The sequence below is a fragment of the Tateyamaria sp. GN1-10 genome, assembly GCF_055693845.1.
This window is the reverse complement of sequence record NZ_JBVFUR010000002.1, coordinates 34,026-59,055: the sequence shown is the minus strand read 5'-3', so window position 1 is coordinate 59,055 and position 25,030 is coordinate 34,026. Positions and strand designations below refer to the sequence as shown.

Annotated in this window: 25 protein-coding genes and 2 pseudogenes; 9 read left to right on the top strand and 18 right to left on the bottom strand. The window is 60.7% G+C overall.

What is annotated here, in order from left to right:
* Nucleotides 1–39 precede the first annotated feature (39 nt).
* The 3 genes from ACZ1HN_RS00350 to ACZ1HN_RS00340 are packed head-to-tail and all read left to right on the top strand — an operon-like array spanning nt 40 to nt 2,341.
* Nucleotides 40–1,149, top strand: a complete 1,110-nt coding sequence (locus ACZ1HN_RS00350; protein ID WP_472726002.1) for a glycosyltransferase — start codon at nt 40–42, stop codon at nt 1,147–1,149.
* A complete protein-coding gene (locus ACZ1HN_RS00345; protein ID WP_472726001.1) occupies nt 1,146–1,514 on the top strand; it encodes a hypothetical protein in 369 nt (122 codons plus the stop codon). The genes ACZ1HN_RS00350 and ACZ1HN_RS00345 overlap by 4 nt, the downstream gene beginning before the upstream one ends.
* 47 nt (nt 1,515–1,561) lie before the next feature.
* Nucleotides 1,562–2,341 (top strand): glycosyltransferase, encoded by a 780-nt coding sequence (locus ACZ1HN_RS00340; RefSeq protein WP_472726000.1) that lies wholly within the window; start codon nt 1,562–1,564, stop codon nt 2,339–2,341.
* 707 nt (nt 2,342–3,048) lie between these two features.
* Here ACZ1HN_RS00340 and ACZ1HN_RS00335 read toward each other — a convergent pair.
* The 8 genes from ACZ1HN_RS00335 to ACZ1HN_RS00300 are packed head-to-tail and all read right to left on the bottom strand — an operon-like array spanning nt 3,049 to nt 10,809.
* On the bottom strand, nt 3,049–3,789 hold the full coding sequence (locus ACZ1HN_RS00335; RefSeq protein WP_472725999.1) for an SDR family oxidoreductase: 741 nt from the start codon (nt 3,787–3,789) through the stop codon (nt 3,049–3,051).
* A complete protein-coding gene (locus ACZ1HN_RS00330; RefSeq protein ID WP_472725998.1) occupies nt 3,779–4,636 on the bottom strand; it encodes an alpha/beta fold hydrolase in 858 nt (285 codons plus the stop codon). The genes ACZ1HN_RS00335 and ACZ1HN_RS00330 overlap by 11 nt, the downstream gene beginning before the upstream one ends.
* The gene (locus ACZ1HN_RS00325; RefSeq protein WP_472725997.1) at nt 4,636–5,352 is read right to left on the bottom strand and encodes an SDR family NAD(P)-dependent oxidoreductase; all 717 of its coding nucleotides are present in this window, start codon (nt 5,350–5,352) and stop codon (nt 4,636–4,638) included. Before ACZ1HN_RS00325 ends, ACZ1HN_RS00330 begins: the two co-directional genes overlap by 1 nt.
* A gap of 39 nt (nt 5,353–5,391) precedes the next feature.
* Nucleotides 5,392–6,834, bottom strand: a complete 1,443-nt coding sequence (locus ACZ1HN_RS00320; protein ID WP_472725996.1) for an aldehyde dehydrogenase family protein — start codon at nt 6,832–6,834, stop codon at nt 5,392–5,394.
* Nucleotides 6,831–8,408, bottom strand: coding sequence for an ABC transporter ATP-binding protein (locus tag ACZ1HN_RS00315; protein WP_472725995.1), 1,578 nt, complete (start codon nt 8,406–8,408; stop codon nt 6,831–6,833). The genes ACZ1HN_RS00320 and ACZ1HN_RS00315 overlap by 4 nt, the downstream gene beginning before the upstream one ends.
* Nucleotides 8,405–9,220, bottom strand: a complete 816-nt coding sequence (locus tag ACZ1HN_RS00310) for an ABC transporter permease (protein ID WP_472725994.1) — start codon at nt 9,218–9,220, stop codon at nt 8,405–8,407. The genes ACZ1HN_RS00315 and ACZ1HN_RS00310 overlap by 4 nt, the downstream gene beginning before the upstream one ends.
* On the bottom strand, nt 9,217–10,164 hold the full coding sequence (locus ACZ1HN_RS00305; protein WP_472725993.1) for an ABC transporter permease: 948 nt from the start codon (nt 10,162–10,164) through the stop codon (nt 9,217–9,219). Before ACZ1HN_RS00305 ends, ACZ1HN_RS00310 begins: the two co-directional genes overlap by 4 nt.
* A gap of 12 nt (nt 10,165–10,176) precedes the next feature.
* Complete coding sequence (locus ACZ1HN_RS00300) at nt 10,177–10,809, bottom strand: TetR/AcrR family transcriptional regulator (RefSeq protein WP_299707445.1); 633 nt, start codon at nt 10,807–10,809, stop codon at nt 10,177–10,179.
* Between the two features lie 69 nt (nt 10,810–10,878).
* On the opposite strand from ACZ1HN_RS00300, the gene ACZ1HN_RS00295 reads away from it, so the two are divergent.
* Nucleotides 10,879–11,448, top strand: coding sequence for an NAD(P)H-dependent oxidoreductase (locus ACZ1HN_RS00295; protein WP_472725992.1), 570 nt, complete (start codon nt 10,879–10,881; stop codon nt 11,446–11,448).
* A 38-nt stretch (nt 11,449–11,486) separates the two neighbouring features.
* Nucleotides 11,487–12,577 (top strand): annotated as a pseudogene (locus tag ACZ1HN_RS00290) (acetoin utilization protein AcuC).
* 67 nt (nt 12,578–12,644) lie between these two features.
* Here the strand turns inward: ACZ1HN_RS00290 and ACZ1HN_RS00285 are convergent.
* Entirely contained in the window at nt 12,645–13,040 is a 396-nt protein-coding gene (locus tag ACZ1HN_RS00285) for a (R)-mandelonitrile lyase (protein WP_299209788.1), read from the bottom strand.
* The gene (locus tag ACZ1HN_RS00280; protein WP_472726036.1) at nt 13,037–14,494 is read right to left on the bottom strand and encodes an ABC transporter substrate-binding protein; all 1,458 of its coding nucleotides are present in this window, start codon (nt 14,492–14,494) and stop codon (nt 13,037–13,039) included. Before ACZ1HN_RS00280 ends, ACZ1HN_RS00285 begins: the two co-directional genes overlap by 4 nt.
* A gap of 207 nt (nt 14,495–14,701) precedes the next feature.
* On the opposite strand from ACZ1HN_RS00280, the gene ACZ1HN_RS00275 reads away from it, so the two are divergent.
* From ACZ1HN_RS00275 to panC, 3 genes are all read left to right on the top strand, one after another.
* On the top strand, nt 14,702–15,457 hold the full coding sequence (locus tag ACZ1HN_RS00275; RefSeq protein WP_472725991.1) for an SDR family oxidoreductase: 756 nt from the start codon (nt 14,702–14,704) through the stop codon (nt 15,455–15,457).
* A gap of 78 nt (nt 15,458–15,535) precedes the next feature.
* Nucleotides 15,536–16,369 (top strand): 3-methyl-2-oxobutanoate hydroxymethyltransferase, encoded by an 834-nt coding sequence (gene panB / locus ACZ1HN_RS00270; protein ID WP_472725990.1) that lies wholly within the window; start codon nt 15,536–15,538, stop codon nt 16,367–16,369.
* Nucleotides 16,366–17,226, top strand: a complete 861-nt coding sequence (gene panC / locus ACZ1HN_RS00265) for a pantoate--beta-alanine ligase (RefSeq protein WP_472725989.1) — start codon at nt 16,366–16,368, stop codon at nt 17,224–17,226. Before panB ends, panC begins: the two co-directional genes overlap by 4 nt.
* Here the strand turns inward: panC and ACZ1HN_RS00260 are convergent, their stop codons facing one another.
* From ACZ1HN_RS00260 to ACZ1HN_RS00240, 5 genes are all read right to left on the bottom strand, one after another.
* Entirely contained in the window at nt 17,227–17,667 is a 441-nt protein-coding gene (locus tag ACZ1HN_RS00260; protein ID WP_472725988.1) for a type II toxin-antitoxin system death-on-curing family toxin, read from the bottom strand.
* Nucleotides 17,609–17,782 (bottom strand): hypothetical protein, encoded by a 174-nt coding sequence (locus tag ACZ1HN_RS00255; protein ID WP_299209806.1) that lies wholly within the window; start codon nt 17,780–17,782, stop codon nt 17,609–17,611. Before ACZ1HN_RS00255 ends, ACZ1HN_RS00260 begins: the two co-directional genes overlap by 59 nt.
* A 93-nt stretch (nt 17,783–17,875) precedes the next feature.
* A complete protein-coding gene (locus ACZ1HN_RS00250; RefSeq protein ID WP_472725987.1) occupies nt 17,876–19,144 on the bottom strand; it encodes an acetylornithine deacetylase/succinyl-diaminopimelate desuccinylase family protein in 1,269 nt (422 codons plus the stop codon).
* Between the two features lie 91 nt (nt 19,145–19,235).
* Nucleotides 19,236–20,111, bottom strand: a complete 876-nt coding sequence (locus ACZ1HN_RS00245; RefSeq protein ID WP_299209812.1) for an MBL fold metallo-hydrolase — start codon at nt 20,109–20,111, stop codon at nt 19,236–19,238.
* Nucleotides 20,108–20,506 carry a rhodanese-like domain-containing protein gene (locus tag ACZ1HN_RS00240; RefSeq protein ID WP_472725986.1) on the bottom strand — a complete coding sequence of 133 codons (399 nt, stop codon included), beginning with the start codon at nt 20,504–20,506 and terminating at the stop codon, nt 20,108–20,110. The genes ACZ1HN_RS00245 and ACZ1HN_RS00240 overlap by 4 nt, the downstream gene beginning before the upstream one ends.
* A gap of 157 nt (nt 20,507–20,663) precedes the next feature.
* On the opposite strand from ACZ1HN_RS00240, the gene ACZ1HN_RS00235 reads away from it, so the two are divergent.
* Complete coding sequence (locus ACZ1HN_RS00235) at nt 20,664–21,359, top strand: fumarylacetoacetate hydrolase family protein (RefSeq protein WP_472725985.1); 696 nt, start codon at nt 20,664–20,666, stop codon at nt 21,357–21,359.
* On the opposite strand, the gene ACZ1HN_RS00230 is transcribed toward ACZ1HN_RS00235, so the two are convergent.
* The 3 genes and pseudogenes from ACZ1HN_RS00230 to glpD all read right to left on the bottom strand — a co-directional run bounded on the left by ACZ1HN_RS00230 (nt 21,356) and on the right by glpD (nt 25,012).
* Nucleotides 21,356–21,967 (bottom strand): cysteine hydrolase family protein, encoded by a 612-nt coding sequence (locus ACZ1HN_RS00230; RefSeq protein WP_472725984.1) that lies wholly within the window; start codon nt 21,965–21,967, stop codon nt 21,356–21,358. The two genes, ACZ1HN_RS00235 and ACZ1HN_RS00230, sit on opposite strands and share 4 nt — an antisense overlap.
* A complete protein-coding gene (glpK, locus tag ACZ1HN_RS00225; RefSeq protein WP_472725983.1) occupies nt 21,967–23,439 on the bottom strand; it encodes a glycerol kinase GlpK in 1,473 nt (490 codons plus the stop codon). Before glpK ends, ACZ1HN_RS00230 begins: the two co-directional genes overlap by 1 nt.
* Nucleotides 23,436–25,012 (bottom strand): annotated as a pseudogene (glpD, locus tag ACZ1HN_RS00220) (glycerol-3-phosphate dehydrogenase). The gene glpK and the pseudogene glpD overlap by 4 nt, the downstream one beginning before the upstream one ends.
* Nucleotides 25,013–25,030: the final 18 nt, after the last annotated feature.

Here is a 25,030-nt window from a genome sequence, read left to right as displayed (position 1 = left end):
TTCAGGGGTCGTCGCGACCCGCACAACATAGAGGTCGTCATGCGTATTCTCTTTGCTGGTGGAAACGGATGGCTGCCGGAAGCCAGCGGTGGCACACAGAACAGCACCGATCATCTTATTCGACAGAGCATGGCCGAGGGCCACACTGCCGCCGTCTATTGCGGGTTTTCCGGGCGCGGTGTGTTTGGGTTCCGCATGAAGGTGCAGCGGAAAATGACAGGTCGGCCATTCAGCATCGACCGTACGCAAGGCTACGAAGTCATGCGCACATGGGAGCCGCTGGATCCGGTGCGGATCGAAGCCGCGGTGGCAAGATTCAGGCCCGATGTCGTGGTGATCCAGACCCGGCGGTCAGCAGCACTTGGGCACGCTTTTGCACGCTTGGGCGTACCTGTTGTTCTTTATCTGCGGAATGTAGAATTTGACGAGAACGATGGAGATGTCAGCACCATTCCAGGCGCGCGTTTCATCGCCAATTCCGATTTCACGGCACAGGCATATCGCGACGCCTACGGCATTGACTGCACGGTGATCACCCCAACAATAGATTTTGAGAAGTATCGCTGCGATACCACGCGCGAGTTTGTGACACTGATCAATATCCACCCCAAGAAGGGCTACGAGATAGCGCGGGACATGGCCCGTGCCTGCCCGGACATCCCCTTCCTGTTCGTAGAAGCCTGGACGCTCTGGGATGAGCAGTTCAAGCAAATCATGACTGAAATCGACGCCCTTCCGAACGTCACATTCATGCGCCGAACGTCTGACATGTCCAAAGTCTACGGACGGACAAATATCCTTCTTGCGCCAAGCCAATGGGAAGAGGCGTGGGGCCGGGTTGCGTCAGAGGCACATTGCAGCGGCATTCCAGTGATCGGCTCCGACCGGGGCGGTCTGCCCCAGGCGATCGGGCCGGGCGGTGTGGTCTTGCCACACGATGCATCGATTGAAGATTGGGTATCAGCGCTTCGAGAACTATGGTCCGATACGGACGCCTACACCGCCCTATCCGAACGGGCGGTAACCTATGCGCGCCGACCCGAACTGGATTTCGAGCAGCAGTATAGGACATTCATCCAAACACTCGAGACAGCCCTGCCGCAACAGCCGATCCCGGACGGCGCGGTGGGATACGGAGCTCTGTTTTGAAGATCAGCTTCTGCGTCTCGAGCTTTCCGGCGCTGTCGCAGACTTTCGTGACCTCGCAGGTGCTTCATGCCGTGCGCAACGGGCATGATGTCACCGTGATCTGCAAAGCCATGGAAGCGGATACCCTCTTGTCGCCCGAGGATCGGGAAGCGCTTCGCCGGGTGCGTATCGTGATCTGGCCGTCGCCCAAGGTAGGTCTTCTGACACTTCTTCCGACCGCACTTCGTAATCGGCTCGTGGCGCGGCTGGATCGGGACACTTGGCGCCGCCAGATCGACGCTGATGTCGTCATCGCCCACTTCGGCTATCGGGGGCTGCAGTGGCAAGGGCACAGCGCGGATGGCGACAGCGACCGCCATTGGTGACCGTTTTTCACGGTCGGGATGTCAGTGTCGAGCTACGCCGAGACCGCATGACACGCTACCAGGACCTCTTTGCCGAAGGTGATCTTAATCTGACGGTCAACACTCCCTTCGCAAAACAGCTGATCTCTTGCGGAGCTCCTGCTGCGCGCGTTGAAAGCCATCATCTCGGGATTCCTGTTTCGCGGTATCAGTTCTCGATCCCAGACCGCGAGGGCGCATTGCGGTTTCTCAGTGTCTGCAGACTGGTCGAAAAGAAGGGCCTTGATGTTGCCATTGATGCACTTGCTCTTCTGCATGACCGCCATCCCGAGATTGATTGGCGTTATGACATTGGCGGTGAAGGCCCCCTGGCGGCAGCACTGAAAGCTCAGATCGCGCTGGCAGGGCTCGAGAGCCGTGTGAGTTTTGTGGGAGCCCTGCCCCATGAAGAGGTGTTGCAACGCATGTCAAAGGCCGATGCGTTGCTGGCGCCAAGTGTAACCGCAGCTGATGGCGATCAGGAGGGTATCCCCGTGACGCTGATGGAAGCGATGGCGCTAGGTACTCCGGTCTGCGCGACCCGCCACTCTGGAATACCGGAACTTGTTTCCCACGGCGACACCGGCTTTCTTTCGGACGAGAGGGATGTGGAAGGGCTTTACGCAAACATCCTTTCACTTGTTCAGACCCCGCAGATGGCTGCCACTATGGCTAGAGCGGCGCGGGGAAAGGTTGAGAGTGAATTCAACGAGGATCGACAAAATGCACGTCTTATAGGACGATGCGAAATGCTGACGGCTGTGCCCCAAGACGCCGCGATCAAGATGTCAGTACCTGTCGTCAAGTGAATTGGAACACCACAGTCCGATGTGCAGAGCAAGCGCTTGCCCTGTGTGGTATCGGTTTGCGCGCCGGTTCGGGGTTACCGCAAGCGAAGCCTCAAGTGGTATTTTTCGTCCTTTTGTGCATTTTAGGAAAGCTTCGTAACAACCGAGCTGGAAGCCATCTGATTTCCGAAAGCCTGACAAATGTACCTTCATTGCGTTTGTAATCTGCCGTATTGCATCAAGGTGCGGCATACCTTGCCCTTTGAGCAGCTAAGTTTGCCGTAAACTGATGCAATCTCCCCTGGCTTCAGTTCTTTGATAACCATCCTGGGTCTTCCGTTTTCCTAAACACCGCAAGCTCAACTCAGGCAATGTCATCGATGTCGTGAGTGACCTGTTCATCATGCGCGGCGTGCCGACGTTCATTCGTTCGGATAGGTGGCGTTGGCACTTGCAGCGAACTTCCGCTTTCCGCCCTCCAAGACCAGAACATCCCGCCTGCCAGCTTCAACGTCCGCTTTGGGGGCAGTTGATTTCAGGTCGCGTCTGCAGCGAAGGTCTGCAATCCGCCCCGCCTGCGGGAAACATGGGATCGGGGACAAGTCAGAACCATGTCCACTTCGTCCCGCGAGTTGCCGAATGCCGATGCGTCATCTCGAAGCGATGACCTTGTAACTCTGGGCTCATTTCGAACGTTGAGCCATCAATGCATAACCACCAAGGCGGCTTCAGATACAACGCCCGCCATCCACCTCAAGCGCCACGCCGGTGATCATTGACGCGGCATCAGAGCAGAGGAAGGTGGCAGCGGCCCCCATGTCTTGCGGGGTGGATAAGCGGCCGAGGGGAATGGTAGACAGGAATTTGGCGCGGGTTTCGGGGGTATCTACGCCCATGAAGGATTTGAGCAACGGCGTTTCACCTGCCACCGGGTTGATTGCGTTCACACGCACGCCATGAGGCGCAAGTTCGATCGCCATCGCCTTGGTTGCCGTGATCATCCACCCTTTGGATGCGTTGTACCAGTTGAGCCGGGGCCGGGGGCTGACCCCCGCGGTGGAAGCCACGTTGAGAATGGCACCCGTCCCGCGGTCTTTGAAATGTGGGACCAGGCTGCGGGCGGTGAGGTAGACGGACTTGGCGTTGACCGCCAGCACGCGGTCGAAATCCTCTTCCGTCACATCCTCGAGCGCTTGGGGCAGGTGGGTGATGCCTGCGTTGTTCACCAGGATATCCAAATTGCCGAAAGTCTTGAGTGCGTGGTCGGCAAGGGCCTGCACGGATGCGCCAATGGACACATCGACTTCGAAGGCACTGCCGCCAATGTCCTGCGCAATTGCTTTTGCACCATCGCCGTCGATATCCGCGACCATGACTTGCGACCCTTCAGCAGCAAAGGCGCGCGCGATCCCTTCGCCAAAGCCGCTGGCTCCGCCCGTGACGATGGCCGTTTTGCCTTCAAGCTGCATGTGACACCTCTCCAATGAAATCTCGCATGAGGCTATAGAACGCCTCTGCCGCGTCAAAGTCGACCGTGTGGCCCGCGTTGTCCAGCAGGTGGTAGCGGGCGTCAGGCAGGTGTTGTGCGATTTCAGCGCCGAAAGGATGGGGCATGATGGGGTCTTGTTTGCCCGAGATGACGAGGGCGGGGCAGGTGATCTTTGCAAGCCCGGGGCGGAAGTCGAACCGCCCATGTTCGTTTTTTGGTCCGTTGAAGTGCATGGCAACCGGGTTCTTGACGATCATGCGCGCGACCATGTCCCGGTCCAGACCCTTGATCGAATAGAGCGGGAAACAGGTGTCGAAATAGGCTTGCCTGCGCTCTGGCGTGGGGTCGGACCAGTAGGTGCGCGCGACCTTACCGGCCTTCGCTCCGCCGATGCGTGTGAAAGCGTCGAACACCGCTTCGAAATCCACGTGGGCCGCTGTGACTGACAGAATAAGCCCCGACAGCCGGTCAGGGTGCCGCGTGGCAAAGGATTGCGCGACATAGCCGCCGAAAGACGCGCCGTAGATGATGGGTTTCTCGATCTCCAGAACGTCGCACAGCCCGGCAATATCATCGCCCCACTGCGCGAGGGTCCATGTTTCGGGATCGCCATCGTCTGATCGTCCGTTTCCACGATGATCGACATAGACGATCTGGCACAGGTCGGCGAGTTGGCTCAGATGCGGTTTGTAGATCGAATGATCCGCCCCCGGACCGCCATGCAGGGCGATGAGCGTGGGCTTTTCGCGCATGGTGGGTCCGTCTGGGACAAGGCCTGCGCCCTCTATGTCAACATAGAGCCGAACGCCGTTTACCTCGATCCGCATTACGCCGTCGCCCTCCCGCCCGATTGGTCGAAACAGAACCCGGTGGTGAAACTGGCCTCATCCGAGGCGAGCCAGCAGACCATACTTGCGATTTCGTCCACCGTGCCGAAGCGGCCCATGGGAATCTTGGACTGCATAAAGTCGATATGCTCTTGCGTCATCTGGTCGAAGATGGCTGTGCGCACTGCCGCCGGGGCAATGGCGTTACAAGTCACGCCGCTCGTCGCCAGCTCCTTGCCCAGTGATTTGGTCAGGCCGATGACGCCTGCCTTCGAGGCCGAGTATGCAGGGGCGTTCGGGTTGCCTTCTTTCCCCGCGATCGAGGCGATGTTGATGATCCGCCCCCACCCCTTGGCCCGCATCACGGGGGCAGCTGCGCGGTTGCAGTAAAAGACTGCGTTCAGGTTCAGATCGTGTACCTTCAACCAGTCGTCGATGGGGTAGTCCCATGTGGTTGTGTTTGGCCCGGTGATCCCGGCAGAGCAGACGAGGATGTCCGGGTTAGCGTCTTGCATGGCCAGTGCCACGGCTTCTGCATCTGTCACGTCGATTTGGCGGCTGTCCATGTCCAACGCGTCAAGGGCATCGGCATTGATGTCCCAAATCTCGACCGTTCCACCTTCGGCTGTGATCCGTTCTGCGATGCCGTGACCCAGCCCGGCGGCGCCCCCGGTGATGACCGCTTTGCGGCCCTGAAAGCGGTTTTCGAAAATCATGAGGTGTCCTTTCCGATTGTCTGGCTGTGCGCCCCGATTTCAGCCGTGATGCGCGGCCACAGTTTTCAGGGTTGAGAAGCCGTATAGCGCCTCGAACCCCTTTTCGCGGCCATGGCCGGATTTGCCGATCCCACCGAAAGGCAGTTCAACACCGCCGCCCGCGCCGTAGTTGTTGATAAAGACTTGACCCGAGCGCAGCGCTTTTGCCAGACGCATCTGCCGCGCGCCGTCGCGCGTCCAGACGCTGGCGACAAGGCCGTAGTCAGTGCTGTTGGCGATGCGCAGGGCGTCTTCTTCTGTGTCGAAGGGGATCAGCACTTGTACCGGGCCAAACACTTCATCGCGGGCAAGCGTGTGATCTGGCGGGACGTTTTCAAACAGGGTGGGGAGGACATAGGCGCCGCTATCGGGCGCATCTTTCAGGTGGCCTTGGGCGGCGATGGTCAGGTCCGCGCCTTTTTCAAGGAACCCTTCAACAATCTGTTTCTGCCGGGCCGAGATCAGCGGCCCGATGCGCAGGTCATCGAGCGCGGGACCGACGCTGAGGTTGGAGTAGGCGGCGGACATACGTTTGCGTACTTTCTCATAAACCCCGCGCTGCACAAGGATGCGGGACGAGGCGGAACAGGTCTGCCCGGCGTTTTGGACACCGGCATTCACAAGGAAGGGCAGGGCTGCATCCAGGTCGGCATCATCAAACACCAGTTGCGGGGATTTGCCGCCGAGTTCCAGGGTCACGGGCACCACGTTGGCCCCTGCCGCCTGTTGCACCAGCGCGCCGGTGCGGACTGAGCCGGTGAAGCTGATGTGCTGCACACCGGGATGGGACGCTAGGGCCGCACCGGCCTCGGACCCCAGCCCGGGGACCACGTTCAGCGCGCCATCGGGCAGCCCGGCCTCTGCCGCTATGTGAGCAAAAGCGAGGGCGGTCAGGCACGCCTCTTCTGCTGGTTTGAGAACACATGCGTTACCCATCGCAAGGGCTGCGCCAACTGACCGCCCGATGATCTGCATTGGGTAGTTCCATGGCACGATGTGGCCCGTGACCCCATGTGGCTCGCGCAGGGTATAGACGGTGTAACCATCCAGATAGGGGATAGTTTCACCGGTGATCTTGTCCGCGGCACCCCCGTAGAATTCCATGTATCGGGCCAGCGCAACGGCGTCGGCGCGGGCTTGGGTGAGCGGTTTGCCGACATCCAGAGCTTCGAGTGTGGCGAGGTCGTCGACCCGGTCCAGCACGCAACGCCCGATCCCGGTCAGGATACGCCCCCGTTCGGTGGCCGTCATTCGACCCCAATCGCTGTCACGGGCTGCGTGAGCGGCTGCCACGGCGCCATCGATGTCCTGCGCTTGCCCGCGCGCGATCCGGGCCAGGTCGCTACCATCCGACGGGTTGATGAGGGGGAGCGTGTCGCTGGCCGCGCCCCATGTGCCACCGATCAGCATCAGCGAGGGGTCGAACCAGAGGGCGTCGGTCATGGAAGGCTCCTTGCGCGTGTTGTTTCATGGAGTGGCAATTGCGGCGCGGCGTCAATCAATTGCCTTGTGTAGGGGTGTTGCGGATCGCTAAAGACAGCTTCGGTCTGGCCTGCCTCTACAATCCTTCCTTTCTGCACGACCATCACCCGGTCGGTGATCGTACGCACGACGCTCAGGTCGTGGCTGATGAAAAGGTAAGTCAGATCGTACTGGCGACAGAGTTCCGCAATCAGGTCAAGGATTTGCGCGCGCACCGAGACGTCAAGCGCGCTGACCGCTTCATCAAAGATCACCAGTTCGGGTCTGATCATCAGGGCGCGGGCGATGGCGAGCCGTTGCCGTTGTCCGCCCGAGAATTGGTGGGGGTACTTTTGCGCATCGTCGGGTGACAAGCCCACATCCGTCAGAGCCGACTCGATGCGGACATCGTGATCCCTTGGCGGGCTGTCCAACAGATGAAAAGGCTCCGTGATCAGACGTGCAACTTGGTGGCGGGGGTTGAAGCTGCCGTAAGGGTCCTGAAACACCACCTGCATCTTGCGCCTGACGGACGGGTCCGTGACGGGCGTGCCGTCAAGCGTGATCGACCCGCCTTGCACTGGCTCAAGCCCAAGGATGGCGCGCGTGAGGGTGGACTTGCCACAGCCGCTTTCCCCCACAAGGCCCATTCGTTCGCCGCGCTTGATGTCAAAGCTCACGTTGTCCACCGCACGATGTGTCCCCGCGGGGACAAACAGTTTCGTGCGGGGCAGGGTGTAATCGCGCACGACGTTTTGCACCCGTAACAGCGGAGCTTGCTCCGCCCCGCCCGGCAGATCGACGCGGTGGTTGGAGGCGGCCAGCAAGGCTTGGGTATAGGGGTGCTGCGGGTCGGCCAGTAAGGCGGGCGTGTCGCCCGCCTCGACCACTTCACCATGACGCATGACGACGATCCGATCGGCCATCTCGGCCACGACAGCAAGGTCGTGGGTGATCATCAGCAGACCCATCCCATCCTCAGCGGCAAGGCGTTTGAGCAAGTTCAGGATTTGGGCCTGCGTGGTGACGTCAAGCGCCGTGGTGGGTTCGTCTGCAATCAACAGCTTGGGTCCGCAAGCGATGGCAATGGCGATGACAACGCGCTGGCGCTGTCCGCCGGACAGCTCATGCGGGTAGCGGGACAGGGGGATACTCTCTAGTCCCACACGGTCCAGAACCTCCCGCGCGCGGCGTTGCGGGTTGAGTTCGGGCCGGTGCAGGCGCACCGTTTCTGAGACTTGGGCGCCGATAGTTTGCACCGGGTTAAGCGCTGTCATCGGCTCTTGAAAAACCATACCCGCGAGGTCGCCGCGCAAGGTGCAGAGCGTGGCGTCGTCCAACTCCAGCATCTCGTGGCCGTCGAGGCTGATGGTCCCCGTTGCTTCGGACTGAGGGGGCAGCAATTGCATCACGGCCAGCGCCGTCATGGACTTGCCGGACCCGCTTTCCCCGGTAACGGCGACAACCTCCCCCGGTGCCAATGACAGCGACACGTCTCGCAGGATCGGGGCGCTTGCGATGGACAGAGACAGGCCGTTGATGGACAGAAGGCTCATACCCGCGCCACACGCAGTTTCGGATCAAGCGCATCCCGCAAGCCGTCACCCAACAGGTTCAGGCCAAGCACTGTCAGGATGATCGCCATCCCCGGCACGAGCGCCATGTGGGGCGCGATACTGACCAACGTTTGTGCGTCTGCGAGCATCCGGCCCCAGCTGGGGGTGGGTGGCTGTGCACCAAGACCGACGTAGGACAGCGCAGCCTCGGCCAGAATACCAAGCGAGAATTGGATGGTCGCCTGCACGATCAGCAGGTTCGCGATGTTTGGCAGGATGTGTTCAATGCTGATCCGCGCGGCCCCTTTGCCCGCAACCCGCGCTGCCAGGATGAATTCGCGTGCCCAGAGGGGCAGGGCGCCACCGCGTGTGACGCGCGCAAAAACGGGGATGTTGAAGATGCCGATGGCAATGATGGCGTTGATCGCCCCTGCGCCGAAGACGGCTGTGATTAGGATGGCGATGACCAGTGATGGAAAGGCAAAGATCAGGTCGTTGCCGCGCATGATGACCTCGTCCACCCAGCCGCCTTGCCGCGCGGCTGCCCACAGGCCCAAGGGAACACCCAATCCGATGCCGATGCCCACCGCGACGCAGGCCACGGCGATGGATGTGCGTGCACCCACCATGATCATCGAAAACATATCACGCCCGAAATGGTCCGTGCCGAACCAATGGGTCCCGTTCGGTGTTTGCAGCTTGTCGGGGATGTTCATCGCGCCGTGATCAAACGGCGTCCAGACAAAGGACAAAAGCGCTGCGATGACCATGAGCGCCGACAGCGTCCCCCCAAGGATCAATGAGCGGTTCATGTCCGCGCCCTCAGCCTTGGATCGACGGCGGCATAGGCCAGATCAACAAGGAAGTTCACCATTATCACGGCAAAGACCAGCAGCATTGTCACGCTCTCCACCACGATCAGATCGCGGGCCGAGATGCTTTGAAAGATCAGTCGCCCGAGGCCGGGCAGGTAGAACACCTGTTCGATGATGATCCCACCCGCGAGCAGGAACGAGAATTGCAGGCCGAGGATCGTCAGCACCGGGATCATTGCATTGCGCAACCCGTGACGGCGCAGGGCGGCCCCACGGCTCAGGCCCTTGGCCCGCGCCGTGCGCATGAAATCCTCATCCAGCACATCCAGCAGCGATGACCGCATGACGCGCGCAAGGATCGCTGCTTGCGGCAGTGCAAGCGCGATGGCGGGCAGGGTGAGCGATTTCATCGCAGCCAACACCCCTTTATCCCAACCCGCGAACCCTCCGGCACTGAACCAGCGCAGGTTGATTGCAAAGATCAGCACCAACATCATCGCGAACCAGAAATTCGGGATGGCGATGCCCACTTGGGTCGCGCCCATCACACCCACATCACCCGCCTTGCCCCGGCGGGACGCGGCATAGATACCAGCGGGAAAGGCGATGATCGTGGACAGTGTCAGCGCATAGAGCGCAAGTGGCAAGGACACCCAGAGCCGGTCTGCAATCATCTCTGCCACGGGGGTGCGGTACTGGTAGGACGTACCGAAATCGCCCTGCACCATGCCGCCAACCCAAGACAGGTATCGCTGCCATTTCGGTTGATCGAGGCCCAGCTCGGCCCGCAGGGCGGCCAGCGTATCCTCCTGCGCATTGATGCCCAGCATGAAGGATGCCGGATCGCCGGGCGCGACTTCGATCACCGCAAAAATCAGCAGCGATGCAATGGCGAGGCTGATGAACAAGGACAGAAGCCGTTTGAGAGTGTAGCGCAGCATATGGCTGCGACGTTAGGCGGGGGGATCAGTGCAGGCAAGCACGTCGGTAAGCGCACCGAGATCGCGGGCGAGCGTGGCCATGGCCATCCCTCGGATCGTGGCGATGTAGCAGTCCTGCGACCAGCCGCAGGTTTGTGTCAGGTTTTCCCAGTTGCGAACCGAAAGGAGGGTCCAGAGCAGATCGGTGGCCTGTTCCATGTCGGTGCCGGGGGGCAGGGTGCCATCCTCGGCCAGCGCCGCGATGGCGGCGGCGCATCCTTCGCGCATGTCCTGCATACGGGTGTTCCAAGCGGCAGCCGCTTCGGAATCTGTGTCTGTGACGGCCATAATGGCACGGGCCACTCCATATATCTTGGGGATGTAGTTGCCCCATGCCGTGACAAAGGCATCCAGCCGTTCAGCGCCAGACCGTGCGCCCCTGCTGGGGGCAAGGCCGGTATCAATATCGTTCAGCCGGTCCTGATAGCGCGTTGCCGCCACCAGCAGGTCGGTCCGGCTGGGAAAGTGCAGATACACCGCTTGCCGGCTGATCCCCGTTGCCCGCGCGATGTCGGACATCGTTGGCAGTTTTGCATCGGGCGCTTCCAGCAGCTTCAGGGTCGCCTGCAGAATTTTTGTCGGGGTATCGGTTTGCTCACTTGACATGCTGTCAAGAAGCACATAGTTGACACGATGTCAATTTACACAGTGTCAAGCAAACGACGGAGACATCACATGACCAAAAAGGTTTTCATCTGGGTGGCGCATCCCAAGACCGGATCGCTGAATGCAGCCTTGGCGGAACGCTATGCGCAAGGGGCCCGGGCCAAGGGGGCCGAGGTGCGGATCATGCACCTGTCGGACATGGACACCGAACACGGCTATGATGCGGATACACCCGTGTCAGCGGATGTGCAGGCGTGGCAGGACAACGTCCGCTGGGCCGATCACGTGATGATTGTGCATCCCTATTGGTGGGGCGCGATGCCGGCGCAGGCCAAGGCGGTGATGGATGCGGGGCTGCAATCGGGATTTGCCTACAAATATCACGGGCGCGGTCTGGGCTGGGACAAGCTCCTTGAGGGCCGGACGGGCGATGCGATCATCACAGCAGATACACCGCCATGGGTCGACACGCTGCTCTACCGCAGTCCGGGCCGCCGCGTGATGCGCAATCAGGTAATGAAGTTCGTTGGCGTGAAGCCCCGCAACGTTGTGATGCTGGGATCGGTCAAACTGGCCAAGCCCGAAAAGATCGCAAATTGGCTGAAGCGGGCCGAGGCAATGGGCGCTGCGGCGGCCTGACCCCTCGCCGCAGTGGACAGGACCGTTATGTATGGGTCATGAAACGCCCCTTGTTCATTGGCTCCGAGATCTACCGCGGATCGTCCTACGGAACGTGGCACCCTTTGCGGGTGCCGCGCGTATCCACCGTCATCGACCTGAGCCGCGCGATGGGGTGGTTGCCAAACGAAGCCTATGTTCCCAGCCCACGCGCCAAACCGAACGCGCTGACGATCTGGCACACACCAGAGTATCTGTCGGCCTTGCGCGCAGCGGAAACAGCGCAGCATGTGAATGACGACGTAAAAACCCGGCACGGGTTGGGCACGTCCAACAACCCCATCTTTCCCGAGATGTACCGCCGTCCTGCCACGGCAGCGGGGGGATCGCTGTTGGCAGGTGAACTGCTTCGTGACGGAGGCATCGTCTATCACCCAGCGGGCGGCACGCATCACGCGATGCCGGATCGGGCCGGGGGTTCTGCTATCTCAATGATCCGGTGCTTGCGATCCTTGCCCTGCAGCGGAACGGGGCTGCGCGTGTCGCATATGTGGATATTGACGCGCACCACCCGGATGGGGTCGAAGTCGCCTTTGGCGATGACCCGGATGTGCTGATGATCTCGGTGCATGAGGATGGGTTGTGGCCGCGTACAGGCGCGCTTGGAGCGATGGATACCTTGGTCAACATACCTGTTCCACGACATCTCAACGATGACGAAATGGCCCTGATCCGGGATCAGGTCATTTTGCCCCGTGTTGAGGCATTTCGACCGGACGCCATCGTCATTCAGTGTGGCGCCGACGGGGTCGAGGAAGACCCCCAAGCGCATTTGTCCCTCTCCAACACGGCGCATTGGGCCATCGTCCGCGCCCTGATGAACCTCGCCCCGCGGCTGTTGGTGCTAGGTGGCGGTGGCTACAACCCTTGGTCTGTGGGACGTCTGTGGACTGGCGTTTGGGCCACGTTGAACGGGTACGGCATTCCCGACCGCGTCACCCCCGACGGCGAGGACGTGCTGCGTGGATTACGCTTTGATGGCAACCGGCGCGGCAAAAACCCACCAGAGCACTGGTTTACGTCGCTACAAGACACCCCCCGCAACGGCCCGATCAGGGAAGAGGTGCGACACCGTCTCGCGCAACTCTGATCCCCATTCACTTTGCCAGATAAACTTCGGGGGGAGGCCGCAGGCCGGGGGCTGGCCCCCCTTCGACCTATCCGCCGTAATCCGCGTCGCTGACCTGTTCCAGCCATGTGGCGGCTGACCCGTCCAGCGCCTCTTGCATGGCGATATGGGTCATGGCGGTGTCCGGCGCTGCACCATGCCAATGCTCGGCATCTGCAGGAATCCAAACCGTGTCACCCGGGCGGATTTCTTGCGGTGTCTCGCCCCGCATACAGATCAACCCGGCCCCTTGGGTCACATGAAGCGTCTGGCCCAGCGGATGCGTGTGCCATGCCGTCCGGGCTCCTGGTGCGAAATGTACGGTAAGCGCATGCAGCCGCGCCGGCGCTTCGGCCGAGATGATCGGATCCTGCCACACTTCACCAGTGAAGTACTCCGGGTTCGCCCGTTGGCTGGGGCGGCTGCCCGCCCTGTGTAGGATCATTCTGCCCAACTCACGCTCGTGAGGTCCGTGGCCTGCGTCGGTGCATTGACCCAAAGACCTTGCACCTCGGCCTTGGCAACAGACAGTTGTGCAAGCTGGAACAGGTAGCCGTTGACCGCATCATTCGCGATCATTTCCTGCGCCTTGGCCATCAGGTTCGTGCGTTTGTCGGGGTCCGTGGTGCTGTTCAGCGTGCCGATCAGTTCCTGGAATGCCGGGTTGTCGTACTGGAAATAGTAGTCGGGGTTGGCGTAAATCCCGATGTCCATCGGCTCGGTATGGCTGACGATTGTCAGGCCGAAATTCTTGCCGCGAAACACGGTTTCCAGCCATTGCGCCCATTCGACATTGATGATCTCGGCCTTGATGCCAACATCGGCCAGTTGCGCGGCGATAATCTCGCCGCCGCGACGGGCGTAAGACGGGGGCGGCAGGTGCAGCGTGGTTTCAAACCCGCCTTCCATCCCGGCCTCGGCCAGAAGGGCGCGGGCTTTTTCGGGGTCAAAGGCAGACCCACCGGTCAGATCGACGTAAGCCGGGTTGTGCGGCGCGAAATGGGTCCCGATCGGGGTGCCATAGCCGAACATTGCCCCGTCAATGATGGCTTGGCGGTCGATGGCGTGGGCCACGGCCTGCCGGACACGCAGATCGTCAAAGGGGGATTGCGCATTGTTGGTGGATAGGATCGTCTCGCCTTCGGTCGAACCGACAAGCACCTGAAAGCGCGGGTCGGCTTCGAATTGCGGCAGGTTCTCGGGCGCGGGGAAGCCGGTGAACACGTCCACATCCTCGGCCATCACGGCAGCAAAGGCGGCCGTTGGGTCCGAGATGAACTTGAACGTGGCCTCGGTCAGCGCGGGCGCGTCGCCCCAATACCCGTCATATTGGCTGATGCGGATGCTATCGCCTTGCGTCCAGCTATCGAACTTGAAGGGGCCGGTACCGATGGGTTGTTGCTTGATGTTCTCGATGCTTTCCGGTGCCACGATCACGGCATCACCCCATGCGAGGTTGAACAGCAGGTTGCCGTTGGGCTCGTTCAGCGTCATGCGCACGGTTTGCGGGTCGACCACCTCGACCAAGGCGATGGCAGCATAAAGCGCCTTTTGCGCATTGGCGCTGTCTTCGGCAAGGATGCGATCGAAAGTGAATTTCACATCTTCAGCGTCCATGCCGGTGCCGTCATGGAAGGTGACGCCGTCGCGCAGCGCAAAGGTATATGTCAGCCCGTCATCCGAGATTTCCCAGCTTGCCGCCAGACCCGGCACAACCGACCCATCGCCCATGAAGCGGGTCAGCCCCTCGAACACGTTGGAATAAAGCACCTGGTCGATGGCCCCCGCGGCGGCCGAGGTGGGATCAAGGTGCGGGGGTTCCAATTGCATGGCCACAGTGATGTCTGTTTTTGCCCAGGCCCCCGTCGCGGCAAGGGCGATGGCAGCGGTGGTCATCATCAGTCGGTTGAACATGGCGGTCTCCCCATCGGTGCGGTTTCCCCCAGCTTTCCCGCAAACCGGGCACCGTGCAAGCCCTCTGTGCCTTCGACCCGTTTCTTGCGGGTTGGGCATGGGTGCTTACGCCTGCGCAGGAAACGGGTCGGCGCAGGGTCGCGCGGTACGTAGAGCGAGCGCATGAACACAGATTTCCGAAAGGCAAAAGACATGCGACTGAAAGACAAAACGATCATAGTCACCGGTGCGAGCAGCGGGATTGGCGCGGCGGCGGCCCGACTGTTTGCTGAGGAAGGCGCAAACGTCGTGCTCGGGGGCCGCCGGCCCGACAAATTGCAAGACATCGTGGGTGAGATTGAAACCACGGGCGGGCACGCCGCCTATGCTGCCGGAGATGTGGGTGATCTATCTGTTGCCAAGGCACTTGTCGATACGGCCATAGCGCAATTTGGCGGTCTGGATGGTGCATTCAACAATGCCGGAATGGTGGGCGACATGGGTCCGGTCACGGACATGACGGACCAGACATGGGCCGATGTCATCCAGACCAATCTGACAAGTGCATTCCTGTCGGCCCGCGCCCAAATCCCCGCGCTGGTCGAGCGGGGCGGGGGTGCTTTGGTTTTCACGGGATCATTTGTCGGCGTAAGCAATGGCGGAATGCCTGGCATGGGCGCCTATGCCGCGTCAAAGGCCGGGTTGATGGGCCTTGTTCAGTCGCTGGCCATAGACTGGGCCGGACAGGGCATTCGGATAAACGCGGTCTTGCCCGGCGGCACACGCACTGCCATGGCGGGTGACGACCCTGACACCATCGACTTCGTGGCCGGTTTGCACCCGATGAAACGGCTGGCGGACCCCTTGGAAATCGCGCAGGCCGCCCTGTTCCTGCTGTCCGATGACGCGCCCTTTGTCACTGGCGCACCCCTGATTGCAGACGGGGGCATGTCCGTGCGTATGCTGTGACGTCACGGCCCGGGGTGGTGACATTGCGGTCCCGGGCCTGCTATGGGCGCGCAACGACATTATGCGAAGGACATGGACATGAGCGCCACAGCCCGCAAATCCGCCCCATTGCCCGACGATATCCGGGCCATGAAAGGGGGCACACCGATTGTCAGCCTCACGGCCTACACCACCCCCATGGCCCAGATGATGGACGCCCATTGCGACTTTGTTCTCGTGGGCGACAGCGTAGGCATGGTGCTGCATGGGCTGCCCTCGACCCTTGGCGTGACGATGGACATGATGGTGATGCACGGCAAGGCAGTTGCGCGCGGGCTGACATCCGCCATGATGGTCATCGACATGCCCTTTGGCAGCTATGAGGAAGGACCAGAGCAGGCGTTCAGAAACGCGGCCCGCCTGATGGCCGAGACGGCGGCAGGCGCCGTGAAGCTGGAAGGCGGCGTGGCGATGGCCGACACCATCGCGTTTCTTGTTGCACGCGGTATTCCGGTCATGGCCCATATCGGTCTGACGCCCCAGTCGATCAACACATTGGGTGGCTACAAGGTACAGGGCCGGGGTGACGCGGGGGCGACCCTGATGGCTGATGCCAAGGCGGTGGCAGAGGCCGGTGCCTTTGCCGTCGTGCTTGAGAAGGTGCCGGAAAACCTTGCCAACGACATCACGGGCACGGTTGATATCCCAACCATCGGGATTGGTGCGTCGGCAGGATGCGACGGGCAAATCTTGGTTGTCGATGACATGCTGGGCCTGTTCACTGCTTTCAAAGCCAAGTTCGTGAAACGCTATGCCGAGCTGGGCGTGGATGGCGAAGCGGCCATCGCAGCCTATGCCGAGGACGTGCGCGCGCGCCGCTTCCCCGGACCCGAACACGTGTTTGGTGACGCAGTGCCTGGAGCCAAGACATGACGGCGCCAATCGTGCGCACCTTGGCTGAGTTGCGCGAGATGACCCGCGGGTGGCAGCGGGCCGAAGAAACAATTGGCGTTGTCCCCACCATGGGCGCGCTGCATGACGGACACCTGAGCCTCGTGGCGCGGGCCAAGGACATGTCGGATCGGGTGATCGTCACGATCTTTGTGAACCCCAAGCAGTTCAACAATCCCGAAGATCTAGAGAACTATCCGCGCACCGAACACGAGGATGCGCGCAAGCTGGAACGCTTTGCCGTCGATGCGATCTATGTCCCTGATGGGCTGCAAATGTACCCGGACGGGTTTGCGACAAACATCAGTGTGGATGGGCTGACCAACGTGCTGTGCGGTGCGCATCGGCCCGGTCACTTTGACGGGGTGGCAACGGTCGTAACCAAGCTGTTCACCCAGACCTCGGCCGATCTGGCGTTCTTTGGCGAAAAGGACTTTCAGCAATTGCAGGTGGTGCGGCGGTTGGCCCGTGATCTGGATTTGGGGGTCGAAGTGGTTGGTTGTCCGACCATTCGCGAGATCGACGGGCTGGCCATGTCATCCCGCAACCTGCTCTTGTCCGATCAGGCCCGCAGTCGGGCCGCAGCGCTGAATGACGTCATGGAAGAGATGGCCGACGCGTTGGGGCAGGGCGCGCAGATTGCCGATCTGTTGCCGGACGCACAGGCGCGGCTGGCGGCTGCTGGGTTTGGCGAGATCGACTATCTCGAGATGCGCACCAAAGACACTCTGGCGCTGCTTGAGCGCGCGACAGAACCGGCCCGCTTGTTTGCGGCCGCATACATGGCCGGAGTGCGGTTGATCGACAACATAGATGTGCCGGTGATCGTCAAACGCTAGCTAGTTGTCGAGCTTGGACAGCCGCGCCCGAAACCACGCTTCGAGCGCGGTTTGCGACATGGCCCCGGTCACCACATCGACCACCACGTCATCGATCCTGTCCCCGGCGTGGATGGCAAGGTCGTAGCCGCTGTTGAGGCACAGCACTTCTGTCGTCAGCCACGCCGTGCGCTTGTTGGCATCATTGAAGCCATGGGACGTCGCCAAGCCATGCAACAAGGCTGCAGCTTTCTTGTGAATAGGCAGGTGATAGCCGTGATAGGGGCGGCCAATCGCCCCAAGGACGCTGTCGAGATTGCAGATACCCGGCAGCCCACCAAAAGCCTCAAGCGATTGCTCATGGGCCTCAAGAACGTCGCCAAGCTTGACGCGATAGTGCCGCTTACCGATTGGCGAGCCGCTGCAGGGCGTCCCTGTTCTTGCTGATCGAACTGCGCACAACCTTGGGGGTCTTCTTGCCCGAGGCATGCTCGGACGTATCCCCACCTTCCTTGCGGACGGTGAACTTTCCGGCGTTTGCACTGCGGGCAACGGTTGCGCTGTTTGTCTTGGTCATATCTGCGGTGTCCTTCTGCATCAGAAAATGCACATCCACCGACAACATATCAAGGGATCAAAAACCGGATGTAACCTGCAGCCACGGTCCGGCCTATGGTAAGAGCAGGGTTTCCAGCGCCCGTCCCATCACCTTGGCACTGTCGAGCATATCGGTGATCCCGACCCATTCATCGGGCTTGTGGGCCAGTTCCAACTCACCCGGTCCATAGGCGATGCAATTGCGCAGCTTGCCGATCCGGTCGATATGCTTTTGATCATAGGACCCAGGCGAGGCGACATAGGTGGGTTCGACCCCCAATACGCTTTCAATGGCGGCATGCACCGTTTCGACCACCGGGGCCGACTTGTCCGTCATGGATGGCAAGACCACGTTCAACTCGCGCATTTCATAGTCGAACCGGTCGCGCGAGGCTTTCAGCCCTTCAAGCAGCTCGACCACTTCACCGCGCACCTGTTCCACGTTTTCTTCGACCAGAAAGCGGCGGTCGATCACGATGCGGCAGCTGTCCGGCACGCAATGGGCGGGAAGGCCATCATAGTCTTCGGCCTGTTCCGGTTGACCGCCATGTATCGAATTGATGTTCATCGTGGATTGCCGTGCACCATCCGGCACGACTGGCATTTCAGTGTGGCGGGCCGCCATCGCCGGGTAGAGGTCACTTTCGAACTTGTCCAACACGGCCCCCATGTGGCGCACTGCGCAATCACCGAGAAATGGCATGGAGCCATGGGCAATCTCGCCCTTCGTTTCAATCTCGGCCCACCAGCCGCCGCGATGACCCAGGCAAATACGATCCTTATTCAGGGGTTCAGGGATGATGACATGCTGGACGCGTTCCGGCGCAAACAGGCCCTTTTCAGCAAGGTAGGCGACACCACCATAGCCGCCCGATTCCTCGTCTGCCGTGGCGCTGATTTCAATCGCACCGGCATAGTCGGGGTGTTCTTCGATAAACGCCTCCACCGCGATGATCGAGGCGGCCAGCCCGCCTTTCATGTCGCACGCACCCCGGCCATAGATCTTGTCGCCCTCAATCTCGGCCCCGAACGGATCGCGTGTCCAGCCGTGGCCCACTTCGACCACATCGTGGTGGCTGTTGAAATGCACACATTCCCCGGCACGTGTCCCTTCGCACCGCGCCACCACGTTCCAGCGTGGGTAGGTATCACTGTCACCCGGTGTGCCATGGGCACGGATCATCTGCACCTCGAACCCGTGGCCCTTCAGTCGTTCCCCGACCAATGCGCAGATGTCGTGATAATGCCGTCCCGGCGGATCCAGCGTGGGAATGCGGATCAAATCCTGTGTCAGCGCGATCAAAGCGTCGCGGTGACCGTCGATGCGAGCGGACAGGGTCATGGCCCGAGTGTTGAGCCGCAGACATCAAATGGCAAGGGACGTCCCAGCTCAACCCGGCCCTTCGGGGAGGATTTTTTGAAACAGGGAAGTGTCAGAGTTTGCCCAATGGGACCTTGAGCGCCATGTCCCCCTCGTCATCACGCGGGATTTCACCGGCGCGCATGTTCACCTGTAGCGCGGGAATGATCAGGCTTGGCATGGCGAGCTGTTTGTCCCGTTCCGTGCGGAACTTGATAAAATCCTCGCGCGTTTTGCCACCGCCCACATGGATGTTCTTTTCGCGCTCTTCTGCGACGGTCGTCTCCCACGCGATTGCGCGCCCGCCGGGGCCGTAATCGTGGCAGATGAACAAGCGCATGGCATCGGGCAGGGCCAGAACGCGCATAATACTGTCGTAGAGCTGTCCGGCATCTCCACCCGGAAAATCCGCGCGGGCCGAGCCACCGTCAGGCATGAATAGCGTATCGCCGACAAAAGCAGCATCCCCAATGACATGCACCATGCAGGCGGGGGTATGGCCGGGCGTGTGCATGGCAAAGCAGGTCATTCCGCCAACCTCGTAGCTGTCGCCGTCTTCGAACAGCGCATCGAATTGCGACCCGTCGCGTTGGAACTCGGTCCCTTCGTTGAACACTTTCCCAAAGGTGTCCTGCACATCGGTGATCTTGGCGCCGATGCCGATTTTCCCGCCCAAAGCCTGCTGAATATAGGGCGCCCCCGACAGGTGATCGGCATGGACATGGGTTTCGATGATCCAGTCGAGCCGGAGGTCATTGGCGCGTATGTGGGCGATGATCTTGTCGGCACCATCAAAATTCAAAGCACCTGCGGCATAGTCAATGTCCATCACCGCATCGATGACGGCACAGGCCCGCCCGCTTGGTTCCTGCACGACATAGGAAATCGTATTCGACCGCTCGTCGAAGAACGGGGTGACTTTCGGGTGACAATTCATATCGGGTGTCATGCCGTGTCCTCCTTTTCCACCGGGCCGCCTTGCGCTTCCCAAGTCGAGAAACCTTCGCGCAGATGCCCCGCCTCAAATCCCATGTCCTTCAATGTGGCGACGGTCAGCGCCGATCGCCAGCCCGAGGCACAATGAAACAGGTATGTTTTGTCGGACTGACCGAACACGTCCTTGAAGTAGGGGCTGTCGGGGTCGACCCAAAACTCGATCACGCCGCGCGGCGCATGGACCGATCCGGGGATGTATCCGCTGCGCTGACGTTCGCGAATGTCCCGGATATCGACGATAACGACGTCAGGATTATCCACTGACTTGATGGCATCCACCGTCTCAACCTCTTTGATGCGGGCGCGCGCATCGGCGACCATTTTCGCGGCAGTTGTCTTCAGGGCCATCGGCACCTCCGTTTGAATGTGTGAACTGTGCCAGCAGGTTTCGGCCACAGCAAGGCCGGTAAGCGCCTTGTAATGATGATTATGTAAAATTATGTGGCTAGGGTAGACGCCCAAGCCTCGTTCGGGTCATGTGCCTGTAACAAGGAAAGGGCCAAACATGGGCTTTGTCATACCGCCTCCGCAGCAAGCCTCTGTTGCCATTGCAGGGTTAGAAGACAGGTTCCCGGTCCGCCGCATCTTTTGCGTCGGTCGCAACTATGCCGCACATGCGCGCGAGATGGGCAAGGATCCCGACCGTGAGCCACCGTTCTTCTTTACCAAACCCGCGGACGCCGTTGCCGACAGCCCCTGCACCATTCCTTATCCGCCGCTGACGGCAGACCTGCACCACGAGATCGAACTGGTCATCGCCATCGGTACCGGCGGCGCAAACATTCCAGCCGATGCCGTCATGGATCACGTCTGGGGCGCCGGTGTGGGCATCGACATGACGCGCCGCGATCTACAGGCCGAAGCCAAGAAAATGGGCCGCCCATGGGACTGGGCCAAAGCGTTTGATTTTTCCGCCCCCATGTCGCCGCTTGTGCCGCTGGTGGATGTTCCCAGCCTGACCGCTGGGCGCATCTGGCTCGCCGTGAACGGAGAGGTGCGGCAGGACGCAGACATTTCGGACCTGATCTGGCCCGTCCGCGATCACGTGGCTTACCTGTCGCAAGCGGTGACGCTGGCCCCGGGTGACCTGATCATGACGGGAACCCCTGCCGGAGTGGGCGCTGTCGATCCCGGGGATGTGATGACCGGAGGTGTGGACGGGATCGGAGAGGTCGAAGTGACTGTCGGGTCTCGAGGCTAAAGTCCCGCCAAAACCTCTTTCAAACTGCGGCGCGCGCCGGTTTGCAGATACTCCATGGCCCGCAAGGACGCCTCGTGCGCCTCCAGACTTGATCCGGCGACGCAATCCTCGATCACGCGGCAGAAATAGTCGTGCTGGTGCCCATCAACAAAAGTGTAGTGCACACAGACATCGGTCAGCCCGCCGACCAACAGCAAGGTATCAACCTTGAGGCCTTTCAGCAGGATCTCGAAATCCGTCCCGAAAAAGGCCGAATAGCGCCGTTTCCGGATCACGTAGTCATCCGGTCGAACATCCATTTCCTTGACCGCAAGGGCCGTGGCCGGGTTGTTTTCAAGGCAATGCACATCTTCATCTCCATCCAACTCTCGACCAAAATCGACCATGGACGGATGGTGGACCTCTTGGATGAAAATCACCGGCACGTCTGCGGCGCGTGCGGAGTCAATCGCGGTACGTGCAGCCAGCATGCGATCCTTGTAGCCGGGCATATTGTCGATCGACCGCACTTCGCTGTCGTCGATAAATGTACTGGCCTGAATGTCGATCACGATCAGAGCTGCACGACCTTCGATCAAAGCACGCGGTGTCTTGCTTGCGTTTGCCATCAAACGGCCTGCGTTGCATCGATTGCGCGTTTCCAACGGCCATAGCCCGCTTCACGCGCATCTTCCGACATCTGCGGATCAAACCGTGCTTCGCGTGCCCATGTGGCAGCGAACCCTTCGGTATCCGGGTAGATGCCAGCACGCATGCCGGCCAGCCACGCCGCCCCCAGTGCCGTTGTCTCAAGCCCGGCAGGCCGATCTACCGGCGCACCCAGCATATCCGACAGGAATTGCATGGCCCAATCATTGGCGCTGAGCCCGCCATCAACGCGCAGCACTGCATCGCCCGCATCGGGCCAATCCGCCCGCATCGCTTCCCAAAGATCGCGGGTTTGGAAACCAATACTTTCCAATGCCGCGCGTGCCATGTCGGCAGGTCCCGTATCGCGGGTCAAACCGAACGTGGCGCCGCGGCAATCGGGGTTCCAATACGGCGCGCCAAGGCCGGTGAAGGCGGGTACGAGGGTCACGTTGCCATTGCCTTTCTCGGCCAGTGCCTGTGTTTCCGCAGCCGATGCAATAATCGCCAGCCCATCGCGCAGCCATTGCACGACGGCACCCGCGACAAAGATCGACCCTTCGAGTGCATATGTCGGTTTACCGTCCAGCTGATACGCCACGGTGGTCAGCAAACGGTTGTTCGATGTCACCGGCGCATCGCCTGTGTTCAGCAGCGCAAAACAGCCCGTGCCATAGGTCGATTTCAGCATCCCCGGTTCGAAACAGGCCTGTCCAATGGTTGCCGCCTGCTGGTCGCCCGCGACGCCATAAATCGGGGTCTCACCACCCAGCAGGTCGGTCACACCAAAGTCAGACGCGCAATCGCGGACCTCGGGCAACATCTCTATCGGGATGTCGAGCATGGCGCACATCTCGGGGCTCCAAGCGCCCTTGTGGATGTCATAGAGCATCGTGCGTGCGGCATTGGTCGCATCCGTGACGTGGGCCGTGCGGCCTGTCATGTGCCAGATCAGGAAGCTGTCGACCGTTCCGAACAGCAACTTGCCCGCCTTGGCCCGATCCCTTGATCCTTCATGCTGATCAAGAATCCATTTCACCTTGGTGGCCGAGAAATACGGATCAAGAAGCAGGCCCGTGATCGCCGTCACCTGATCGCCATGCCCGTCGGCCCGCAACCCTTCGCACATCTGCGCCGTGCGGCGGTCCTGCCAGACGATGGCGTTGTGCAGCGGCTCACCTGTTTCCGCATCCCAGATCACGGTTGTCTCGCGCTGGTTGGTGATGCCGATCGCGGCAATGTCGCTTGCCCCCAATCCCGCCTGGTCCATCGCGGCCTTGCACGTCGATTTCACAGTCGCCCACAAGTCGGCGGGTTCGTGTTCAACCCAGCCACTGTTCGGGAAATGCTGCGTGAACTCTTCCTGAGCCGAGGCAACAGGCTGCATGTCCCCGTCAAACACAATCGCGCGCGAGGACGTGGTGCCCTGATCAATGGCAAGAATATGGGTCATGCAGCGTTTTCCTTCATCCAATCGTCCACGGCCGCGCGCTCTTCTGCACTCAGGCGCAGTCCAAGTTTGGTCCGGCGCCACAGCGCGTCATCACCTGCCACCGCGTATTCGCGGGTCATCATCCATGTCAGCTCAGCACCGGTCAATGTTGCGCCAAAGTCGGGCCCAAGATCATCCGCTGTCTTGGCGTCACCCAAAACGTCCCACGCTTCGGTCCCGTATGCCCGGATCAAACGCGCAGCCCATTTCTGGTCGAGGAACGAGTAGTCGGACGCCAGTTTCGACGTCAGCGACCCCACATCTGCCACCTTGAAATCCCCACCGGGCAGCGCAACACCGGCAGTCCATGCCTCGCCCAATCCCATCTTGGCCAGCGACTGTTCAGCGAGCTTGCGATAGGTGGTGATCTTGCCGCCAAAGACGCTCAGCACGGGTGGGCCGTTGTCATCCAGCGCCAGCACATAATCCCGCGTCGCCGCCGTGGCCGAAGATGCCCCATCGTCATAGAGAGGCCGCACACCGGAATAGGTCCAGACCACATCTTCGGGCGTCACCGGCTTCTCGAAATATTCGGTGGCGAAAGCGCACAGGTAGTCGCGTTCTTCATCGGTGATCGCGGGCTTGGTATCCGCATCCGTATGCTCGGCATCGGTGGTGCCAATCAGGGTAAAGTCCTGCTCATAGGGAATGGCAAAGATGATCCGGCCGTCGGTGCCCTGGAAAAAATACGCCTTGTCGTGGTCATAAAGCTTCTTGGTCACGATGTGCGAACCGCGCACCAGCCGGATGTTGTGCTGTGAATTCTGCCGCATCACGCCGGTCAAAATGTCGGCTACCCATGGCCCACCTGCGTTGACCAGGGCCTTGGCGCGATAGGTTCCCTTCTCGGTCTCGATCCGCCAGAGATCACCATCCCGCGTGGCCTCCTTGACCGCGCAGCGGGTCAGGATCGTGGCACCCCGCGCTTCCGCATCACGGGCGTTCAGCATGACCAGTCGGGAATCCTCGACCCAGCAGTCACTATATTCATAGGCCATCTTGAAGCGTGACTTGAGGCCCTTGCCCTCGGACGCGGTGGTCAGGTCCAGCGTCTTGGTCCCCGGCAGGATCTCCCGACCGCCCAGATTGTCATAGAGAAACAGGCCCAAACGAACGAGCCATGCAGGCCGCCGCCCTTCTCGATCCAGGGCATCACAACGCGCAACAGACGCGAGGTCGGCGTGTCGCTGTCGAACCGCATGTCGGGCGCGTAAGGCAGGACAAAGCGCATGGGCCAACTGATATGCGGCATCGCCTTCAGCAGCACCTCGCGCTCTTTCAGCGCGGATTTCACCAGCCCGAATTCGAAGAACTCAAGATAGCGCAGCCCACCATGAAACAGCTTGGTCGACGCAGACGAGGTTGCGCCCCCCAGATCACCGGCCTCGGCCAAGGCCACACTCAGGCCACGGCCCGACGCATCGCGGGCAATCCCGGCCCCGTTGATACCGCCACCAATCACAAACAGATCATAGATTTTGTCGTCCGACACGCCCGCGTCCTCCGGATGGGTACGGAGTCCTCTTAAAACCATAGTAGGCAGTGATCAATC

Bases quoted from the DNA above. Each gene is read 5' to 3' on its own strand.
- ACZ1HN_RS00305 (WP_472725993.1), bottom strand. From the start codon at position 10,164: ATGCTGCGCTACACTCTCAAACGGCTTCTGTCCTTGTTCATCAGCCTC.
- ACZ1HN_RS00315 (WP_472725995.1), bottom strand. From the start codon at position 8,408: ATGAGCCTTCTGTCCATCAACGGCCTGTCTCTGTCCATCGCAAGCGCC.
- ACZ1HN_RS00230 (WP_472725984.1), bottom strand. From the start codon at position 21,967: ATGGCAAACGCAAGCAAGACACCGCGTGCTTTGATCGAAGGTCGTGCA.
- ACZ1HN_RS00255 (WP_299209806.1), bottom strand. From the start codon at position 17,782: ATGACCAAGACAAACAGCGCAACCGTTGCCCGCAGTGCAAACGCCGGA.
- ACZ1HN_RS00245 (WP_299209812.1), bottom strand. From the start codon at position 20,111: ATGACACCCGATATGAATTGTCACCCGAAAGTCACCCCGTTCTTCGAC.
- ACZ1HN_RS00325 (WP_472725997.1), bottom strand. From the start codon at position 5,352: ATGATTTTCGAAAACCGCTTTCAGGGCCGCAAAGCGGTCATCACCGGG.
- ACZ1HN_RS00295 (WP_472725992.1), top strand. From the start codon at position 10,879: ATGACCAAAAAGGTTTTCATCTGGGTGGCGCATCCCAAGACCGGATCG.
- panC (WP_472725989.1), top strand. From the start codon at position 16,366: ATGACGGCGCCAATCGTGCGCACCTTGGCTGAGTTGCGCGAGATGACC.
- ACZ1HN_RS00240 (WP_472725986.1), bottom strand. From the start codon at position 20,506: ATGGCCCTGAAGACAACTGCCGCGAAAATGGTCGCCGATGCGCGCGCC.
- ACZ1HN_RS00275 (WP_472725991.1), top strand. From the start codon at position 14,702: ATGCGACTGAAAGACAAAACGATCATAGTCACCGGTGCGAGCAGCGGG.
- ACZ1HN_RS00280 (WP_472726036.1), bottom strand. From the start codon at position 14,494: ATGATGACCACCGCTGCCATCGCCCTTGCCGCGACGGGGGCCTGGGCA.
- glpK (WP_472725983.1), bottom strand. From the start codon at position 23,439: ATGACCCATATTCTTGCCATTGATCAGGGCACCACGTCCTCGCGCGCG.
- ACZ1HN_RS00300 (WP_299707445.1), bottom strand. From the start codon at position 10,809: ATGTCAAGTGAGCAAACCGATACCCCGACAAAAATTCTGCAGGCGACC.
- ACZ1HN_RS00285 (WP_299209788.1), bottom strand. From the start codon at position 13,040: ATGATCCTACACAGGGCGGGCAGCCGCCCCAGCCAACGGGCGAACCCG.
- ACZ1HN_RS00340 (WP_472726000.1), top strand. From the start codon at position 1,562: ATGACACGCTACCAGGACCTCTTTGCCGAAGGTGATCTTAATCTGACG.
- ACZ1HN_RS00235 (WP_472725985.1), top strand. From the start codon at position 20,664: ATGGGCTTTGTCATACCGCCTCCGCAGCAAGCCTCTGTTGCCATTGCA.
- ACZ1HN_RS00335 (WP_472725999.1), bottom strand. From the start codon at position 3,789: ATGCAGCTTGAAGGCAAAACGGCCATCGTCACGGGCGGAGCCAGCGGC.
- panB (WP_472725990.1), top strand. From the start codon at position 15,536: ATGAGCGCCACAGCCCGCAAATCCGCCCCATTGCCCGACGATATCCGG.
- ACZ1HN_RS00350 (WP_472726002.1), top strand. From the start codon at position 40: ATGCGTATTCTCTTTGCTGGTGGAAACGGATGGCTGCCGGAAGCCAGC.
- ACZ1HN_RS00320 (WP_472725996.1), bottom strand. From the start codon at position 6,834: ATGACCGACGCCCTCTGGTTCGACCCCTCGCTGATGCTGATCGGTGGC.
- ACZ1HN_RS00250 (WP_472725987.1), bottom strand. From the start codon at position 19,144: ATGACCCTGTCCGCTCGCATCGACGGTCACCGCGACGCTTTGATCGCG.
- ACZ1HN_RS00310 (WP_472725994.1), bottom strand. From the start codon at position 9,220: ATGAACCGCTCATTGATCCTTGGGGGGACGCTGTCGGCGCTCATGGTC.
- ACZ1HN_RS00330 (WP_472725998.1), bottom strand. From the start codon at position 4,636: ATGCGGATCGAGGTAAACGGCGTTCGGCTCTATGTTGACATAGAGGGC.